This is a genomic window from Kineosporia babensis, assembly GCF_021129305.1.
GTDB classification, from domain to species: Bacteria; Actinomycetota; Actinomycetes; order Actinomycetales; family Kineosporiaceae; genus Kineosporia; species Kineosporia babensis.
This window is the reverse complement of record NZ_JAJOMB010000029.1, coordinates 17,553-35,667: the sequence shown is the minus strand read 5'-3', so window position 1 is coordinate 35,667 and position 18,115 is coordinate 17,553. Positions and strand designations below refer to the sequence as shown.

Annotated in this window: 18 protein-coding genes; all 18 read left to right on the top strand. The window is 67.3% G+C overall.

Going from position 1 to position 18,115, the window contains the following annotated elements:
• Window positions 1-35: 35 nt before the first annotated feature.
• The 18 genes from LR394_RS36210 to LR394_RS36125 all read left to right on the top strand — a co-directional run bounded on the left by LR394_RS36210 (window position 36) and on the right by LR394_RS36125 (window position 18,055).
• Window positions 36-470, top strand: a complete 435-nt coding sequence (locus LR394_RS36210; protein WP_231449208.1) for a hypothetical protein — start codon at window positions 36-38, stop codon at window positions 468-470.
• A gap of 612 nt (window positions 471-1,082) precedes the next feature.
• Window positions 1,083-2,150: a type IV pilus twitching motility protein PilT gene (locus LR394_RS36205; protein ID WP_231449207.1), complete on the top strand. Its 1,068-nt coding sequence runs from the start codon at window positions 1,083-1,085 to the stop codon at window positions 2,148-2,150.
• A 3-nt stretch (window positions 2,151-2,153) separates the two neighbouring features.
• Window positions 2,154-3,383: a type II secretion system F family protein gene (locus tag LR394_RS36200; RefSeq protein WP_231449206.1), complete on the top strand. Its 1,230-nt coding sequence runs from the start codon at window positions 2,154-2,156 to the stop codon at window positions 3,381-3,383.
• A gap of 133 nt (window positions 3,384-3,516) precedes the next feature.
• Window positions 3,517-4,026 carry a type II secretion system protein gene (locus LR394_RS36195; RefSeq protein WP_231449205.1) on the top strand — a complete coding sequence of 170 codons (510 nt, stop codon included), beginning with the start codon at window positions 3,517-3,519 and terminating at the stop codon, window positions 4,024-4,026.
• Window positions 4,027-4,155: 129 nt separating this feature from the next.
• Window positions 4,156-5,574: a prepilin-type N-terminal cleavage/methylation domain-containing protein gene (locus tag LR394_RS36190; RefSeq protein WP_231449204.1), complete on the top strand. Its 1,419-nt coding sequence runs from the start codon at window positions 4,156-4,158 to the stop codon at window positions 5,572-5,574.
• A gap of 44 nt (window positions 5,575-5,618) precedes the next feature.
• The gene (locus LR394_RS36185) at window positions 5,619-6,230 is read left to right on the top strand and encodes a prepilin-type N-terminal cleavage/methylation domain-containing protein (protein ID WP_231449203.1); all 612 of its coding nucleotides are present in this window, start codon (window positions 5,619-5,621) and stop codon (window positions 6,228-6,230) included.
• An 84-nt stretch (window positions 6,231-6,314) separates the two neighbouring features.
• A complete protein-coding gene (locus tag LR394_RS36180) occupies window positions 6,315-7,832 on the top strand; it encodes a hypothetical protein (RefSeq protein ID WP_231449202.1) in 1,518 nt (505 codons plus the stop codon).
• Window positions 7,833-7,904: 72 nt separating this feature from the next.
• The gene (locus tag LR394_RS36175; protein ID WP_231449201.1) at window positions 7,905-8,711 is read left to right on the top strand and encodes a prepilin peptidase; all 807 of its coding nucleotides are present in this window, start codon (window positions 7,905-7,907) and stop codon (window positions 8,709-8,711) included.
• Between the two features lie 157 nt (window positions 8,712-8,868).
• Window positions 8,869-9,918, top strand: coding sequence for a type IV pilus assembly protein PilM (pilM, locus tag LR394_RS36170; protein WP_231449200.1), 1,050 nt, complete (start codon window positions 8,869-8,871; stop codon window positions 9,916-9,918).
• Window positions 9,918-10,640: a PilN domain-containing protein gene (locus tag LR394_RS36165; protein WP_231449199.1), complete on the top strand. Its 723-nt coding sequence runs from the start codon at window positions 9,918-9,920 to the stop codon at window positions 10,638-10,640. Before pilM ends, LR394_RS36165 begins: the two co-directional genes overlap by 1 nt.
• Window positions 10,641-10,688: 48 nt before the next feature.
• Complete coding sequence (locus tag LR394_RS36160) at window positions 10,689-11,678, top strand: type 4a pilus biogenesis protein PilO (protein WP_231449198.1); 990 nt, start codon at window positions 10,689-10,691, stop codon at window positions 11,676-11,678.
• A 66-nt stretch (window positions 11,679-11,744) separates the two neighbouring features.
• On the top strand, window positions 11,745-12,971 hold the full coding sequence (aroC, locus tag LR394_RS36155; protein ID WP_231449197.1) for a chorismate synthase: 1,227 nt from the start codon (window positions 11,745-11,747) through the stop codon (window positions 12,969-12,971).
• Window positions 12,968-13,492, top strand: coding sequence for a shikimate kinase (locus LR394_RS36150; RefSeq protein ID WP_231449196.1), 525 nt, complete (start codon window positions 12,968-12,970; stop codon window positions 13,490-13,492). The genes aroC and LR394_RS36150 overlap by 4 nt, the downstream gene beginning before the upstream one ends.
• Window positions 13,489-14,562: a 3-dehydroquinate synthase gene (gene aroB / locus LR394_RS36145; protein WP_231449195.1), complete on the top strand. Its 1,074-nt coding sequence runs from the start codon at window positions 13,489-13,491 to the stop codon at window positions 14,560-14,562. The genes LR394_RS36150 and aroB overlap by 4 nt, the downstream gene beginning before the upstream one ends.
• Window positions 14,563-14,644: 82 nt before the next feature.
• Window positions 14,645-15,085: a type II 3-dehydroquinate dehydratase gene (locus LR394_RS36140; protein WP_231449194.1), complete on the top strand. Its 441-nt coding sequence runs from the start codon at window positions 14,645-14,647 to the stop codon at window positions 15,083-15,085.
• A 97-nt stretch (window positions 15,086-15,182) separates the two neighbouring features.
• On the top strand, window positions 15,183-15,743 hold the full coding sequence (efp, locus tag LR394_RS36135) for an elongation factor P (protein WP_231449193.1): 561 nt from the start codon (window positions 15,183-15,185) through the stop codon (window positions 15,741-15,743).
• A 4-nt stretch (window positions 15,744-15,747) separates the two neighbouring features.
• Window positions 15,748-16,158, top strand: a complete 411-nt coding sequence (nusB, locus tag LR394_RS36130) for a transcription antitermination factor NusB (protein ID WP_231449192.1) — start codon at window positions 15,748-15,750, stop codon at window positions 16,156-16,158.
• A gap of 193 nt (window positions 16,159-16,351) precedes the next feature.
• A complete protein-coding gene (locus LR394_RS36125; RefSeq protein WP_231449191.1) occupies window positions 16,352-18,055 on the top strand; it encodes a GGDEF domain-containing protein in 1,704 nt (567 codons plus the stop codon).
• Window positions 18,056-18,115 lie beyond the last annotated feature (60 nt).

The window sequence follows — 18,115 nt, the reverse complement described above, 5'->3', positions numbered from 1 at the left end:
TCGCGCCCCCGGAAACACCACCGATGCAGGCGCCTGTGCCTCGGAAGCTTCGCAAACGGGTGGTGGTCGCAGCGTTCGTGCTCGGACTCGCGAGCATGGGTGTGCTCTTCTACCAGGACGATGCCCGGGACTGGTACCGCAACGTCACAGCAGACGATGCCGGGCTCTACTACCCGTCCTCTCGGTTCATGGCTCAGCATGTGGGCTGCCTGGACACGTTCCGTCCCGCACACCTGCCCGGCACCAGTCTCACTTCCGGCGAGTGCGATCTGGCCAATGGCGCACACATCGAGTTCCGCACCTTTGCCACCACCAGTGAGGCCTACGCCTGGCACGACGGAGCCAGCGGACAGTCCGGGCGTCTGGAGGAGACCGGGGCAAGCGGCGTGGGCGGAAACTGGGTCATCCGGGTCACCGGAACCACGGACATGAAGGTGATCAGCCCGATCTTCCAGTCGCTGCCTTCCTGAGCCTCTCAAGCACGCCCCTCCTGGCGCCGAAATGCCTACGGACCGGTGGTCGGCGATCAGGGATGGCCACGCCTGCCCACCGGCCGTGACCGCGGAGCGCCCCGGCACGCTGCCAAGGAGGATCCGGTGGAAAGCAGCGCTGAACGTCGTGCCGGGGAGGGCTCGCAGGCCGCGGCCCAGCCGGGTTTTGGCCCGGGTACTGCCTCCGCACCGTCGGGGCAGTACGCAGCCCAGCCGGCCCAGCCGCAGTTGGCCCAGGCACAGCAACCGGGACAGCAACCAGGACAGCACCCGGGACAGCCAGGGCTCCAGCCTCCCGGCGGGTACCAGCAGACTCAGCCCCGCCAGCAGGTCCCGGCCCAGCAACAACCAACCCAGCAACACCCAACCCAGCAACAACCCACCCAGCCGTATCCGGGCCAGCCTGCCCCTGCGCTTCAGCCGCCCGCGCCGCAAACCGGTCAGCAGAGGCAGCCGGCACTGCTACCTCCCCAGCCACCCGCACCCGGTGCCGGTCAGCAACCAGCCAGCCGCCCCGTCCCCAATTCGCCCGGGGTACCCCAACCCACCCAGTCGGCCCCACCCCCGCCGGCCACCCGGGGCGTCGAGTCGATGGGCTTCGACCTGCACGGCGTCCTGCAGTTCCTGGTCCAGCAGGGCGGCTCGGACCTCCACCTGTCCAACGGCGCCCCGCCCCTGGTCCGGATCCGCGGACACCTCGCCCCGATCCCCAACCACCCACCGTTGACGCCCAACTCGATCATGTCGACGATCTACGCGATCCTCACCCAGAAGCAGCGCGAACGCTTCGAGGAGAACCTGGAACTCGACTTCGCCTACGCCGTCCCCGGCGCCTCCCGGTTCCGCGTGAACGTGTACCGGCAGCGCGAGTCGATGGGCGCCGTCCTGCGGGTGATCCCCTACGAGATCAAGTCGCTCGAGCAGCTGCAGATCAACCCGCGGGTGGCCGAGTTCGCCGGCCTGCCCCGGGGCATGGTGCTGGTCACCGGACCCACCGGTTCCGGTAAGTCGACCACCCTGGCGGCCCTGATCGACCTGGCCAACCGGACCCGGCACGACCACATCATGACCGTGGAAGACCCCATCGAGTTCCTCCACCAGAACAAGAACTGCCTGGTCAACCAGCGCGAGGTCGGCGAGGACACGCACTCCTTCGGCCACGCCCTGAAGAGCGTTCTGCGCCAGGACCCGGACATCATCCTGGTCGGCGAACTCCGTGACCTGGAAACGATTTCGGTGGCCCTGACCGCGGCCGAGACCGGCCACCTGGTCTTCGGCACCCTGCACACCCAGGACGCCGCCCAGACCGTCGACCGGATCATCGACGTCTTCCCGCCCGAACAGCAGCAACAGGTGCGGGTACAGCTGGCCGGAGCCCTGCAGGGGGTGATCTGCCAGGTGCTGGTGCGCTCGGCCGACGGCAAAGGCCGGGCTGCCGCTACCGAGATCATGTTCGCCACCGGCGCGATCCGGAACCTGATCCGCGAGGGCAAGACTCACCAGATCTACTCGGCCATGCAGGCCGGTGCCCAGCAGGGCATGCAGACCATGGACCAGAACCTGGCTGAGCTGGTGAAGCAGCAGCGGGTGCTGTTCGAGCACGCGCTGGAGAAGGCGCACCACGCCGACGACTTCCGGCGACTGACCGGGCGGGGCTGAGCGATGGCGACCGCGACCGCACCCAAGACGTTCGAGTACTCCTACCGGGACAAGCGCGGCAAGCTGGTCAAGGGCAAGCTGGACGCGCCCAGCGAGGACGTGCTGATCCAGAAGCTGCGCCAGCAGGGCTTCGCGCCGCTGGACGTGAAGCAGGCCAACACCGGCCTGAACATGGAGATCAAGCTCCCGGGCAGCAACAAGGTCGACCTCAAGGACCTGGCGATCATGAGCCGCCAGTTCGCCACGATGATCGACTCCGGCCTGTCGCTGCTGAAGGCGCTGAGCATCCTGGCCGAGCAGACCGAGAGCGCGCCGCTGGCCAAGGTGCTCAACGAGGTCCGGGTGGACGTGGAGGGCGGCGGCTCGCTCTCCTCGGCGATGGCCAAGCACGCCAAGGTCTTCCCGCCGCTGATGGTCAACATGTGCCGGGCCGGTGAGGTCGGCGGTTTCCTGGACCGGGTGCTGCTGCAAATCGCCGAGAACATGGAGTCGGAGGTCAAGCTCCGGGCCAAGATCAAGTCCGCGATGACCTACCCGGTGGTGGTTTTCGTGATGGCGATCATCGCGGTGGTCGGCATGCTGTTGTTCATCGTCCCGGTGTTCTCGAAAATGTTCACCGACCTCGGCGGCGAACTGCCGGCCCCGACCAAGGCTTTGGTACTCATCTCGGACGGGATGAAGATCTTCGTCCCGATCGCCCTCGTGCTCGCTGTCCCGGCCGGGATCGTCTGGGGCAGGTACAAGAACACCGAAGGCGTACGGCGAGTGGTCGATCCGATGAAGCTCAAGGTGCCCGTCTTCGGAGATCTGTTCCGTAAGGTCGCGATCAGCCGCTTCTCCCGGAACCTGGGCACCATGCTGGCTGCCGGTGTCCCGATCCTGCGCAGCCTGGAGATCGTGGGCGAAGCAGCCGGCAACGTGGTGATCCGGGACGCCTCGAAGGCGGTCGAGGAAAGCGTGCGGCAGGGCCGGACTCTCGCTGGGCCACTGGCCGAGCACAAGGTCTTTCCCCCGATGGTCGTGCAGATGTTGGCCGTCGGTGAGGACACCGGCGCGATGGACAGCATGCTGCAGAAGATCTCCGAGTTCTACGACCAGGAGGTAGAGGCCACCACCGAGGCACTGACCAGCATCATCGAGCCCTTGATGATCGCCGTGCTGGGCTCGTTGATCGGCGCGATGATCGTCGCCCTCTACATGCCGATCTTCTCGGTGTTCAACCTTATTCAGTGACCTGAAGGCCTGCCGGGCCTCAAGTTCGGCTCAGGTCGATTCGATATCAGAGGTGTCATCGAGTCGCGCCAGGTCATCCGGCCGGGCAATGCACTCAGCAAGCCGCACAGTCAGATCCCAGAAGGAGCACTCGATGCTCGCACGCATCCGTAGGTCGATGAAGGACCGGGACCAGGGCTTCACCCTGATCGAACTTCTGGTCGTCATGATCATCATCGGCATCCTGGCTGCCATCGCCGTGCCGGTCTTCCTCAGCCAGCGGGCGAAGGCCCAGGACAGTGCCGCCAAGTCGGACGTCGCGGTGCTGGGCAAGGAACTGGCCACCTATTTCGTGGACAGTTCTGCTGCCCCGACCATCACCCAGGGCACGGCAGGCACGCCCACGAAGTACACCATGAACGGAGCCGATGTCGGTCGTCAGAGCAAGGGCGTCGTCATCCTGGGGACCGGCTCGTACGGGGCTACCGTGTCAAGCCTGTCGACTGCGCAGAAGGATGGCGTAGCCTCCTACACCCCGGCCGGCTGGACATCCTCGGGCTGGTGCATCGCGGTCTACATCGACGCCGGCAGCACGAAGCTGTGGAAGTACTCGTCCTTGAACGGACTTGAGTCAGGCAACTGCAGCAGCGCGACCGCACCCTGATCAGCTGTAACTCTGCGCGGGAAGAGCCGGCCAGATCGGTCGGCTCTTCCCGATTACAAGGTTTGCGCAGGAATCGGTCCGTCGGGACAGGTAAACGCATGTTTGTGCTGGCTAAGGGAAGGTGCGCTGGTGAAGCCAGGTACGCGTGCAGCGGAATGTGACGCCGGCGTATCACTGCTTGAGGTCGTGATTGCCATGGCGATCTTTTCCATCGGCGTGACGGCGGTGCTAGGACTTTTTCTGAACACTACTGGCGTGGTGCGCGACAACATCCGGCGTACGGCGGCGGCGGCGTTGATGAATCAGAAACTCGAAGAATACCGGACGATGACGAAGGAACAGCTGAGCCGGCTGATCATCGGCCGGACGTCGCTGCCCACTCAGACGGTCAACAACGTCGAATATTCGCTCGTGCAGAACGTTCGCCTGTTCAATGCGGGCGGCTCCGACCTGTGCACCTCGAGCGGACCGAATTCCGCCCGGCTGGGGAAAGCTTATGTCGACATATCGGTCTCGTGGCCTAATATGGGAAGAACGAAGCCGGTGCAGGGCAGGACTTATGTTGAGTCCGGGATCAGCTCGAGGGTCAGCGGAGCGTTCCGGGTCCAGGTCAAGGATCAGTCCGGAGTCGGTGTCGGCAATGTCAAGGTGGCAGTGAAGAACGCCTCGCCGGGGCTCAATCAGGAGACCGATGACGGCGGCTGCACGATATTCTCGATCCCGGACGGAAGCTATAAAACGGAAATCAGACGAGAATCGTATGTTGGATCGGACAACAATCAGATCCAGTCTCAGGACGTCAGCGTCTTGGCGAGCAGCCCTAATGTGCCAGAGGCTTCCTTCGTCTACGAGCCGGCCCGGTCGTTGAAGGTAGAGCTAGACGCTCCCACTGCGAATTATGTCATGCCCCCTCAAATTCCACTGAGGGTCAGTTGGGGGGCGTACAGCGAGGTCGGCTTGTCCAGGTTGTGCGCCAACGACAGCTCGGCCATGTGTTACGACGCTTTCCCGGGAACCATCCGCAACTTGTTCCCGGGAAATTATCGGCTGAAGGCCGGTATCTGCTCCAATTCGGGAACGACAGGAACATCTGAAGCAGGCGTCGATGTCGTTGGCTCGCCGGGTGACGTCCCGACGGTGAAAATTCCGATGGCGGCAGTCACTGTGGCGGTTTCAAGTCTCAAAACCGGGCAAGGTGTCTCGGGGCGCCTTCTGAAGTTTCGTCAGGAGGCCGGTGGTGGGTGTCCAACGGCCGAAGAGTACTCGTTAACTTCAAGCTCCCCCCAGACGACAGTGCTGTTGCCCTTTGGAGTCTGGACTGTCTCGGTGGCCGGTTCGACATCGCCGGCTACTGCCACGCCGACACCGGCGATGACCTCGTCGCCCACGAACTCGGCGACCGCAACCCCATCACCTTCGGCAACGGCCACGCCGAGCGCTTCTGCGACAGCAACCCCACCGGTACCGCAGACTCCGGTGACCAGTAGGAGCGTCACAGTATCCAAAAGCTCGCCTACGGCTTCGGCTCAGTTGACGGTGGCGGAATGATGATACTTACTTCGTGGTGTGGGACTTGGCGACGACGTAATGCGTTGATCGAGGACCGCGGGGTATCGCTGGCGGAACTGGTCGTGACGATGAGCGTGGGTTCCGTTCTTCTGCTGGCCCTGGGTTCGATGTTTCTGAACGTGATCCGCGGAGTCGACGCCATGAATGCCCGGACGGCGGCAGTCGCCGATGCACGCGTGGTGAACGATTCGATCACCCGCAGTCTTCGGGTCGCCTATCCCGAAGACACGCCAGTTTCTGCTCCACCGGTCGCTGCTTTCACCAAGGCTCAGGCTCAGAGCGTGGAGTTCACCTCTCAGATCCAGCGTGGCGGCATTGGTCTGATGAAGCTTGCCTACTCGTGGAACTCGGATACTGGTTGCATCCAAGAATTCAAGGCACCGACTGGGACGTCTTTCGGCCCGCCGGCCTGTCTGGCGAAGATGGCAAAAACTGCGGAAAATCCGCTGACCTTCAAGTACTTCACAAGCCAGAATGTAGCGATACCAGATCCAGTCGTGTCGCTGTCCGACCGGCAGCGCATCGCCGGCGTTTCGGTCGAGGTGCGAATCATGGATCCCAAGAACCCCAGTAAAGTCCTGGCCGGTCTGAAGGACTTCGTCTTCCTGGACAATATCCGGGATTCGAGCACGTAATGGCGAAAGCGGGAAATTGACATGCCCGGGAAAAATGATGCTCCATGGCCGGTTGCCGTTCGATCGGAGGAACGAGGATTCGCCTTGGTCACCGTCGTTCTGTCCCTGGCCGTGCTGACGCTGTTCCTGATGGTTGCCCTGGGATTTGCCTTGAGGGGAATGGCGCCGGCCCGCAATTTCCAGGACGACAAGGCGGCCCAGCAGGCTGCGCGCGCCAGTATCGACGAATTCGTCTCCCTGCTCAATGCGAACGACAGTTACTGGTCCCAGTCGGACGCGGGCTTCAGCGACGTCAAATCTTTCAAACTGGGTGGCTCCGGGAGTGATTTCACCTACCAGCGGCTCAACACGATCGAAGACACCTATAACACCGGTCTCATCAAGCTCAAGGTGACCGGAACGACCGGCACGCCTCCGGTCACCCGGAGCTTCACAGTCGAGCTGAAGAGGAACAATCTTCTTGATTACCTCTATCTGAGCGACATCGAGGTCGTGGACCCCGAGCTCCTGGGGCAGCCTGCTTCCTGCGCCAACTACTATTACGGTACTTCGGCGCGCCCACGGACCGGATGTTCCGAGATCCAGTGGAGCGCCAGCGACATCGTCGAAGGTCCGTTGCACTCCAACGATGCCTTGCAGATCAACGGGAAATCAGATTTCCGGGGCGAAGCGACAACGAGCTATCCGGCGGCCAAGGGAGTCGTGAACGGTAAGACCTGGTGGGGGGACGCGGACTACCCACTCAAGGACAAGAATCCGGTGTGGCATGAATTGGTCAACCTTCCGAAAAGAAACGACTCACTTCTGGAAAATGTTTCGCCCGATGTCGACGGAGACGGTCAGACGGGCCCCGGGTGCTATTACACCGGAGCCACTCGTATCGTTCTGCAGGGAACGAAAATGAAGGTTCTCAGTCCTTCGACCAAGCGGGCCGACATTCCCTCGAAATGTTACAATGTGAAGAATGCTGGGACGGAGCAGGTCGTTGACATCCCGCCGGTCATCTATGTAGCGCGTTCGAACGATGACGCGTGCCTGATTGGTCAGGTCGGCTACCCGGCGGCGAACGAGAAATACACGGTCGGAAGTTCTTCGGCGGTGTCCTGGGGCACGACCACCAATTACGCCTGCACCAGGGGGACGCTCTTCATCTCCGGAACCGCCGACGCGGCGGTTACCATCTCCGGTCAGGACGACGTGGTGCTGGTCGGCGACCTCAAGGTTTCGTCGACTGACGGAAACAACATGATCGGCCTCATCGCCGGAAACTGTGTCTGGGTCTACCACCCGCTCCGCTCGGGAAGTAACTCGAACCTCAATCTCCTCCCCTCGGTGAACAACATCGATGCGGCCATGCTTGCGCTGGGGCACAGTTTCGTTGTGCAGAACTGGGGATTCGGGGCCACTTTGGGAACGCTCAACGTCAACGGCGTCATTGCGCAGAAGTTCCGAGGACCGGTCGGGACCGGCAAGGGCGCAGTGATGTCGACCGGCTACGCAAAGAATTACAAGTACGACCGGCGGTACATCCGTACGCAGCCTCCGTATTTCCTCAGGCCGGACGGCAATCCCTTTACCTTGGTCAAGCTGATCGAGAACTGAGATCCGGCCCGGCCGGAATGCCAGGGGCACGAACGCCCGACTGAAACGTTCGGTGAACGGTACGGTCACTGGGTGCTTGGTGCAGAGTTCCCTCCGGTAGCAATTCTTGTGGCCGGGCTGGCCGGGTTCGGCCTGCTGATCGGCTCGTTCCTGAACGTGGTGATCGTGCGGGTGCCGCAGGACCGCTCGGTGGTCACCCCGCGCAGCGCCTGCCCTACCTGCGGCGAGCTGATCAGCGGGTTCGACAACGTCCCGGTGCTGTCCTGGCTGCTGCTGCGCGGGCGCTCGCGGTGCTGCCAGGAGCGGATCAGCCTGCGCTACCCGGTGATCGAGATCCTCACCGGGGTGGCGTTCGCCGCGGTGGCGCTCTGGAAAGGCTGGTCCTGGGAGGTGCCCGGGCTGCTCTACCTGGCCGCGATCGGCATCGCGCTGGCGGTGATCGACTTCGACGTGCACCGGCTGCCGAACGCCATCGTGCTGCCCTCCTACCCGATCACGGCCGTGCTGCTGGTGGTGGCCGCGCTCGGTGAAGGCGTTCCCGGGGCCCTGGCCGGGGCCGCGATCGGCGGCGTGGCGATGTACGTCTTCTACTTCGTGCTGATGTTCGTCTACCCCAGCGGGATGGGCTTCGGCGACGTGAAACTCGGTGGCGTGCTGGGTCTTTACCTGGGCTGGTACGGCTGGGAAGAGGCGGTGGTCGGGGGTTTCGCGGCGTTCCTGCTGGGCGCGGTGGTCGGGCTGGGGGCGATCCTGTTCGCCGGTGCCACCCGCAAGAGCATGATCCCGTTCGGGCCGTTCATGCTGGCCGGGGCCGGGCTCGGCCTGGTCTACGGAACCCCGCTGGTGGACTGGTACCTCGGGCTCTCCGGCCTGCGCTGAACCGGTCCGCCCCGACCCGGGAGCGAGCGTTCGGGCGTCCTCAATTCTGAACCGGACGCTCAAGACTTGTGCAAGCCCTCCCGATCACGCTTTTGGGCGATCGATGCAAGGGACGCGTCGGCAGGCACCACGCTCCCCACGGGAAGGGACCGCAGGCATGGCACGACGAACGGCCATCGGACTGGACATCGGCACCTCCGTCGTCCGCGCCGTCGAGCTGTCGTTCGGGCGCGACGGGGTCACGCTGGACCGCTTCGGACAGGTGGTGCTGCCCGACGGGGCGGTCCGGGACGGCGAGGTCGTGGACGTCGAGACCGTCACCGCGGCGATCAAGGAACTCTGGTCCGCCACCCATTTCGGGGCCAAGAAGGTGGTCCTGGGGGTGGCCAACCAGCGGGTGATCGTGCGCCAGCTGGACCTGCCCTGGATGGAACAGGGGGAGCTGCGCAAGAGCCTGGCCTTCCACGTGGCCGACTTCCTGCCGATCTCGGTGGAGGACTCGGTGCTGGACTTCTACCCGCTGGAGGAGTTCACCAACGACGACGGCGCCCGTCAGCTGCGTGGTCTGCTGGTCGCGGCCCAGCGCGACGTGGTGCTGCGCAACGTGCAGTGCGCCGAGAAGGCCGGTCTGCGGGTCGACAGCGTGGACCTGACCTCGTTCGCCGTGCTGCGGGCGATGGGCCGCCAGACCGACCTGACCGTCGGCACCGAGGCGCTGATCGACGTGGGCGCCCGGGTGACCAACATCGTCGTCCACTCCGCCGGCGTCCCCCGGTTCGTCCGGATCCTGCTGATGGGCGGGCAGGACGTCACCGACGCGGTGTCCGAGCAGCTGGGCGTGCCGCTGGAACGCGCCGAGGGACTGAAGCAGCACTTCACCCGGATCGCCTCGGGCGACGAGCTGGAGATGGTCTCGCGCACCGTGGCCACCACCGCCCAGGACTTCGTCGACGAGATCCGCGGCTCGCTCGACTACTACGCCGTCTCGTCCGCGGGCCGCCCGGTGGAGCGAATCGTGATCTCCGGCGGCGGTTCCCGGCTCGAAGGCCTGGCCGAGCGGCTGGCCGCGGGCACCCGGATGCCGGTGGTGATCGGCGATCCGCTGTGGCCGCTGAAGCTCGGGCGCACCGGGCTGGACGCCGACCAGATCGAGTTCATCAAGCCGCTCGCCGCGGTCCCGGTCGGCCTGGCGCTGGGGGCGATCTGATGAGCGAGGGCCAGCACGCCTCGCCCGTTGCCCCGACCGAGGTGCAGCCGGCCGTCGACGCCGGGTCCCGGCCGGTCAGCTGGGCGCCGGTGGCGAAGGTCAACCTGCTTCCGCTGGAGGTGCTGGAGACCCGCTCGTTCCGGCGCACCCAGGTCAGCCTGGCCGCGAGCGTGGTGCTGGTGCTGGCCGCGATCGCGGTCGGCACCGTGTGGGCGCAGAACGGGGTGAAGAACGCCCAGGCCGAGGCCGATGCGGCGGCGAACCGGGTGATCCGGTTGCAGCAGCAGCAGACCGAGTACAGCGAGGTGCCGAAGATCTACGCGCAGGTCGAGGCGGCGACAGCGGCGCGCAAGCAGGTGTACGTCGGCGACGTGCCCTGGTCGCGGTACATCAATCAACTGGATCGGGCCCGCCCGTCGGGGGTGGAGTACCAGAGCGTGCAGATGACCTTGGTGACCGGGACGGCGGCACCGATCGATCCGCTCACTCCGGCGGCGGTGGCCACCTTGGCGATCGAGGGCAGCACATCCAGTTACACGGGTGTCGCGGACTGGATGGCCGCCTTCGACGAACTGCGCGGCTTCCAGTCCTCGGAACTCAAGTCGGCAACCAAGGACGAGCAGAGCAGTAACACGACGTTCAGCGTCACGGGCGTCGTCGGGTCGAGTTCGTTGTCCGGCCGCTACCAGAAGCCCGGCACCGAGCCGGGATCCGGAAACTGAACGGCGCCGTCCCGTCACTACCACTCCGTCGTCGAAGGAGCTCTTTTCGTGTCCTCCTTACTTGCCAGCCGGACCGCCCGCTGGTCGCTCGGTGCGGTGACACTCTGCCTGGTGCTGATGCTCGGTGCCTGGTATCTGCTGATCTCGCCCCGGCGGGACGATGCGATCGCGTTGCGGGAGCAGGCGATCGCCTCGGACGACCAGGCCTCGATGCTCCAGATGAAGCTCACCCAACTGAAGGACCAGGCGGCGGATCTGCCCCAGCAGAAGGAGGAGCTCAAGAAGATCGCGGAGGAACTACCGCCGGATGCGGACATCCCGGAGTACCTGCGCACGCTGGACACGATCAGCACGGAGGCCGGGGTGAACCTGAAGAGCATCGCCCCGGGCACGCCGGTACTGGTGACGCTGGCCGGCTCGGGCACGGGCGATGCCTCGGCAGTCGCCGACCCGGCCGCGGCGACCGGCCTGGGCTCTCCGGGAGATCTGGTCTCTCTTCCGATGAACGTGGAACTCAGCGGCGACTACTACGAGTTGTCGAGCTGGTTGAAGGCGTTGCAGGGCAAGGTTTCCCGTTCGTACATGGTGAGTGCGTTCGCGCTGTCGTCGAATGCCGGGGCCGAAGGCACGGGTGGCCTTGTCGGGGCCCGGATCGACCGCAGTGCGCTGCGGGCCGACGGTGACCCCGGCACGGCACCGACCGCCACCCCGGACGGCAAGGGACAGGAAGGCTCGGCTGCTACACCGACGGTCTCCTCGACCGACGGAACCGGAGCCGGAACAGGTACCGACGGAACCGGGACCGGGACCGACGGAAGCGGTACCGGGACCGTGCAGGACGCGTGGAGCCTCTCCCTGACCGGGACGGTGTTCGTGCTCCTGTCCGACGACTCCACCCTCGAGGACATCAAGCGCGACGCCACCGCGGCCCAGTCGTCTCTCAGCGGTACCTGGACCGAAGTGACGACGGAACCCACGGACACCCCCACCGCGGGCGGTTCGGTGGCCGCGACGGACCCGAACACCCAGACCAACTGAGCCACCTCGTCTCACCAGAGGGACGCGTTTCCGGAGCGCACCCTGCGTCATGGCAGGATCAGACCCATGCTTCGTTGGCTCACTGCGGGCGAGTCCCATGGCCCCCTGCTGATCGGCGTCCTTGAGGGACTGCCGGCCGGCGTCCAGATCACCACCGGCGAGATCCAGACCGCGCTGGCCCGGCGCCGGCTCGGCTACGGCCGCGGCGCCCGGATGAAGTTCGAACTGGACGAGGTCCGCGTCACCGGGGGTCTGCGGCACGGGGTGAGCCAGGGCGGGCCGTTCGCGGTGCAGATCGGCAACACCGAATGGCCGAAGTGGGAAAAGGTGATGTCGGCCGATCCGCCGGTCGAGGAGATCACCGACGACCCCAACGACAAGCCGCTGGACGGTCAGGGCCGCAGCGCCCCGCTGACCCGGCCCCGTCCCGGTCACGCCGATCTGGTCGGGATGCAGAAGTACGGCTTCGACGACGCGCGCCCGGTCCTGGAGCGCGCCTCGGCCCGGGAGACCGCGGCCCGGGTGGCCCTCGGCCAGGTGGCCGCGAGCTTCCTGGAGCAGGTGGCGGGCGTTCGCCTGGTCAGTCACACCGTGGCGATCGGGCCGGTCGACACCCCCGAGGACGCGACGCTGCCCGGCCCGGACGACGTCGCGGCCCTGGACGCCGACCCGGTGCGCAGCTTCCACGCCCCGACCAGCGCGGCCATGATCAGCGAGATCGACGACTGCAAGAAGGCCGGGGACACCCTCGGAGGCGTGGTCGAGGTGCTGGCCTACGGCCTGCCGCCGGGCCTGGGCAGCCACGTGCACTGGGACCGCCGCCTGGACTCCCGGCTGGCCGGTGCGCTGATGGGCATCCAGGCGATCAAGGGCGTCGAGGTCGGCGACGGCTTCCGCACCGCCACCCGGCGGGGCTCGGTGGCGCACGACGAGATCGAGCGCGGCGAGGACGGCCTGCTGCGCCGGCGGACCGGCCGGGCCGGCGGCGTCGAGGGCGGCATGAGCACCGGTGACGTGCTGCGGGTGCGCGCGGCGATGAAGCCGATCTCCACGGTGCCGCGGGCCCTGGACACGGTCGACGTGGCCAGCGGAGAGAAGGCGGTGGCGATCCACCAGCGCTCGGACGTGTGCGCGGTCCCGGCCGCCGGCGTGGTGGCCGAGGCGATGGTGGCCCTGGTCCTGGCCGAGGCCCTGGTCGAGAAGTTCGGCGGCGACAGCGTGGGCGAGACCGCCCGCAACGTGCGCAGCTACCTGGAATCGATCCCCGAGCTGATGCGCTCGGACATCTCGTGAGCGGGCCCGCGGCCGTCCTGATCGGCCCGCCCGGGGCCGGTAAGACGACCATCGCGCACGCCCTGGCCGAACGGCTGGGGCTGGCGGTCCGGGACACCGACGAGGACATCGAGGCGAGCGCCGGCAAGACGATCGCCGACATCTTCGTCGAGGACGGCGAACCGCACTTCCGCGAGCTGGAGCACACCGCCGTCAGCACCGCCCTGCAGGAACACGAGGGCATCCTGGCCCTGGGCGGGGGAGCGGTGCTCGACCCCCGCACCCAGGAAGAGCTGCGCCGGCACACCGTGGTCTTCCTCGACGTACGGATCACCGATGCTGCGCGGCGCGTCGGACTCAACACCAATCGTCCTCTGCTTCTAGGTAATCCCCGGGCGCAGTGGACGATCATGATGGACCACCGCAGGCCGATCTACACCGAGATCGCCACCCACCGGGTGCCGACCGACGGGCTCAGCCCGGAGGAGGTCACCGAGGCGGTGCTGAAGGTCCTGGGTAAGGCGGCAAGGGAGCAGGTATGAGCACCACGATCACGGTCGGCACGGACGAGCAGTACGACGTCACGATCGGCTCCGGGGTGCTCGCGCAGCTGCCCGCCGCCCTGGGCGAGAAGGTCTCCCGGGTGGCGGTCGTCCATCCGCGCACGCTGCGGGCGCTGGGCCGTACGGTCAGCCAGCAGCTGGCCGACCTCGGGCTGCGCCCCCTGCTGATCGAGGTGCCCGACGGGGAGGGCGCCAAGACCGCCGAGACCCTGACCATGTGCTGGGCGCTGCTCGGGCAGGCCGGATTCACCCGCTCCGACGCGGTGGTCGGCCTGGGCGGGGGAGCCGTCACCGACCTGGCCGGTTTCGTCGCCGCCAGCTGGCTGCGCGGCGTGGGCGTGGTGCAGGTACCCACCACGCTGCTGGGCATGGTCGACGCCGCGGTCGGGGGTAAGACCGGGATCAACACCGCCGAGGGCAAGAACCTGGTGGGGGCCTTCCACCCGCCCCGCGCGGTGATCTGCGACCTGGACGCGCTGCGCACCCTGCCCCATGCCGATCTGGTGGCCGGGCTGGCCGAGGTGGTCAAGTGTGGCTTCATCGCCGACCCGGTCATCCTGGACCTGGTCGCGGCGGACCCGGCGGCCGCCACCAGCTGGGACTCGGCCACCCTGCGGGAGCTGGTCGAGCGGGCCATCGCGGTCAAGGCCAAGGTGGTCACGAACGACCTCAAGGAGTCCGGGGAGCGCGAGTTCCTCAACTACGGGCACACTTTCGCGCACGGCGTGGAGCAGGTCGAGCAGTACACCTGGCGGCACGGCGAGGCGGTCGCGGTCGGGATGATGTACGTGGCGCGGCTCGGTGAGCTGGCCGGCCGCACCCCGCCCGAGCTGGTCGCCCGGCACTCCGAGGCGCTGGCGAGCCTGGGCCTGCCGCGGACCTACCGGGGGGATCGCTGGCCCGCGCTGATCGCGGCGATGGGGCGGGACAAGAAGAACCGCGGTGACCTGATGCGGTTCGTGGTGCTGGACGGTCTGGCGAAGCCGGGCCGGCTGGAAGGGCCCGAGCCGGCTCTGCTGGAAGAGGCCTACCGGCTGATCAGCGAGTAGCACTACCTGAAGACGTTCGCGGCGCCTTCCCGGATCCGGTTCCGGGAGGGTGCTGCTCCCGTGAGTCGGTAATCTCGCCCGCATGACCTCCGTCCTTGTCCTCAACGGCCCCAATCTCGGGCGTCTCGGCGTCCGCGAGCCCGACGTCTACGGCAGCGACACCCTGGCCGACCTGGCCGGGGCGTGCGTCAAGGCCGGGACGGAGCTAGGTCTTGAGGTGGAGGTCCGCCAGACCGACGACGAGTCGCAGATGATCGGCTGGCTGCACGAGGCGGTGGACGCGGGTGCGCACGTGGTGCTCAACCCGGCGGCCTTCACGCACTACTCCTACGCCGTGCGGGACGCCTGCGCGATGGTCACCAAGGCCGGGCTCACCCTGATCGAGGTGCACCTGTCCAACCCGGCCGCCCGGGAGGTGTTCCGGCACACCAGCGTGGTCGGCGGGGTCTCCACCGGCACGATCGCGGGCCTGGGCCGCGAGGGGTACCTGCTGGCCCTGCGGGCCGTTGCCGCGCGAACCTGATCCGGCCAGCCGGTAGACTCCACCGAACCCCCAGACCGTTCGCGCAGGCCCCTGACCGGTGGCCGCGCTCCCCGATGCAGACGAGAGAGATCCACACGTGGCTTCGACCAACGAACTCAAGAACGGCATGGTGCTCAACCTCGACAAGCAGCTTTGGTCGGTGGTCGAGTTCCAGCACGTCAAGCCCGGCAAGGGCCCGGCCTTCGTGCGGACCAAGCTGAAGCACGTGCTCTCCGGCAAGGTCGTGGACAAGACCTTCAACGCGGGCACCAAGGTCGAGACCGCCAACGTCGACAAGCGCGACATGCAGTACCTGTACAAGGACGGCGAGGACTTCGTCTTCATGGACAGCGAGACCTACGACCAGCTGCCGGTGGCCGGCGCGACCGTGGGCACCGCCGCCAACTTCATGCTGGAGAGCACCGACGTGATCGTCGCGCTGCACGAGGGCACCCCGCTGTACGTCGAGCTGCCCACCTCCGTGGTCCTGGAGATCACCTACACCGAGCCGGGCCTGCAGGGCGACCGCTCCACCGGTGGCAACAAGCCGGCCACCCTGGAGACCGGCTACGAGATCCAGGTCCCGCTGTTCATCGAGAACAACACCAAGGTCAAGGTGGACACCCGCACGGGCGACTACCTCGGCCGTGTGAACTGATCTCGTGGGAGCCCGCAGCAAGGCCCGTAAGCGCGCCCTCGACATCCTGTTCGAGGCCGACGTGCGCGGGGTCGACCCGCTGACCCTGATGGCCGAGCGCCGTCGCACCGACGACCCGAACCGGCTGCTGCCGGCCTACACGGCCGAGCTGGTCGAGGGAGTCACCGCCAGCACCGAGCGGATCGACGAGCTGCTGTCGACCTACTCGCACGGCTGGACGGTGGAGCGGATGCCCGCGGTCGACCGCGCGGTCCTGCGGCTGGGCACCTGGGAACTGCTGTTCAACGACGACGTGCCCGACGCGGTGGCGATCGACGAGGCCGTGGAACTGGCCCGCACGCTCTCCACCGACGACTCGCCGAACTTCGTGAACGGCCTGCTGGCCCGGCTGCTCGAGGTCAAGGCCTCCTCGTAGACCCGTCACGGCCCGACCCTCCGTCACCGGAGGGTGGGCCGGACGGGTGGATCCGCCCCGATCGGGCCCCGCGCCGGGCACAGGCAGCCACATCCACGCACCCGAATCCTGCAAGCCCGCCGGGCCCCTGCCGATGAAGCAGAGGACGGCAAGCGGGCGGCACGAAGGAGACGCGGTGGAAACGTGCGGCGTCATGCCCGTGGATCCTCAGATCACGGCCATGCTCAAGGACCTGCTCGCCGAGTCGGCCACGGCCCTGGACTCCGGCAACTGCGAGCAGGGCATCGAGCTCGCCCGCGAGGCCTACGCCCTGGCCGACGACCTGGGCGACAAGCGCGCCCAGGCGGACGCGCTGGTGCTGCTGGCCCGGCTGCTCGGCCAGGCCGGTCAGCACGAGGACTGCAGCCAGGTCTGCGACCAGGCCGGCAAGGTCCTGACCGAGCTCGACGACCAGGCCGGCCTGGGCCAGACCCTGGTGGTGCAGGCGCTCGCCCTGAACGAGATCGGGCTGGCCGAGGAGGCCCTGGACAGCCTGGCCGTGGCCCGCGAGATCGCGGCCCGGCTGAACGACCGGCCGCTGCTGTTCTGGGTGCTCAACCGGATCGCCGTGGTGCACGCCGGGATGCAGGACCACGCCCGGGCCGCGCAGTTCCAGATGCGGGCCCTGGAGCTGGCCGAGGACCTCGACGCGGACGCCCGATTCTGCATCGTCAACAACATCGCCGACAACTCGATCGGGCTGTACCGCCAGCGCCTGGCCGAGGACGCCCCGGACACCGCCACGGTGCTCGAGCAGGCCCTGGGCTACGCCGAGCGGGCGGTGGAACTGGCGCTGGACCCCACCGACGGCACGCCCTACCGGCAGGCCCTGGCGTACGACAACCACGGCCTGCTGCTGGTCCTGGCGGGCCGCCTGGAGGCCGGGCTGGAGTCCATTCTCCAGGCCCGCCGGATCGCCCGGGAGAACGGCTTCCAGGCCCTGGAGCTGGCCACCATCTACCACGGCGCCAGTGCGCTGATCGAGCGCGGCGACGCGCGGCAGGCGGCCGAGGAGCTGACCGTCGCGCTGGAACGCGCCACGGCCTCCGGCGAGCTGCCGATCCGGATGGACATCGCCCTGGAGCTGACCCGGGCGCTGGAGCTGACCGGGCAGTTCGAGGCCGCGCTGCGCAGCCACAAGGAGCACACCGCGGTGGAGCGGCAGCTGCGCTCGGCCGTGGCGGCGACCCGGGCCCGCCGGCTGGAACAGCTGATCGAGGTGGACCACGCCCGCCTGGACGCCGCCGACGCCCGTACCGAGTCGCAGATGTACCGGGCCCGCAGCCGGCAGCTGGAGGCCGAGGTCCAGGCACTCGAGCGGGTGGCTGCCGACCTGGACCGGCGGGCCAACGAGGACGCGCTGACCCGGCTGTCCAACCGGCACCACATCGAGGCGGAACTGCCGCGGCTGCTGGCCGGGGCCGCGGCGACCGGCCAGCCGCTCAGCCTGGCGGTCCTCGACCTGGACCACTTCAAGCACATCAACGACACCTGGGGCCACCAGACCGGGGACGAGGTGCTGGTCGCGGTGGCCGGGCTGCTGCGCCGCTCGTGCCGGGCCGGTGACCTGACCGGGCGGTTCGGTGGCGAGGAGTTCCTGCTGGCGCTGCCCGGGCTGACCGAGCCCGAGGCGGTGGAGGTGTGCCACCGGGTGCGACGCAGTGTGCAGGACCACGACTGGAGCTCGATCCGGCCGGGACTGCGCGTGACGATCAGCATCGGTGTGTACAGCGCGCAGGCCGGGGACGAGGTGCGCGACCTGATCGAGCACGCCGACGAGCGGCTGTACCGGGCCAAGCGCTCGGGCCGCAACCGGGTGGAGGCGGATCCCGGCCGGATCGGCGAAGAGGCCTCCTAGACCACAACCGGGGACGCGGTGGGCACCCGGGTGCCCACCGCGTCCCCAGTTCTCAGTGGG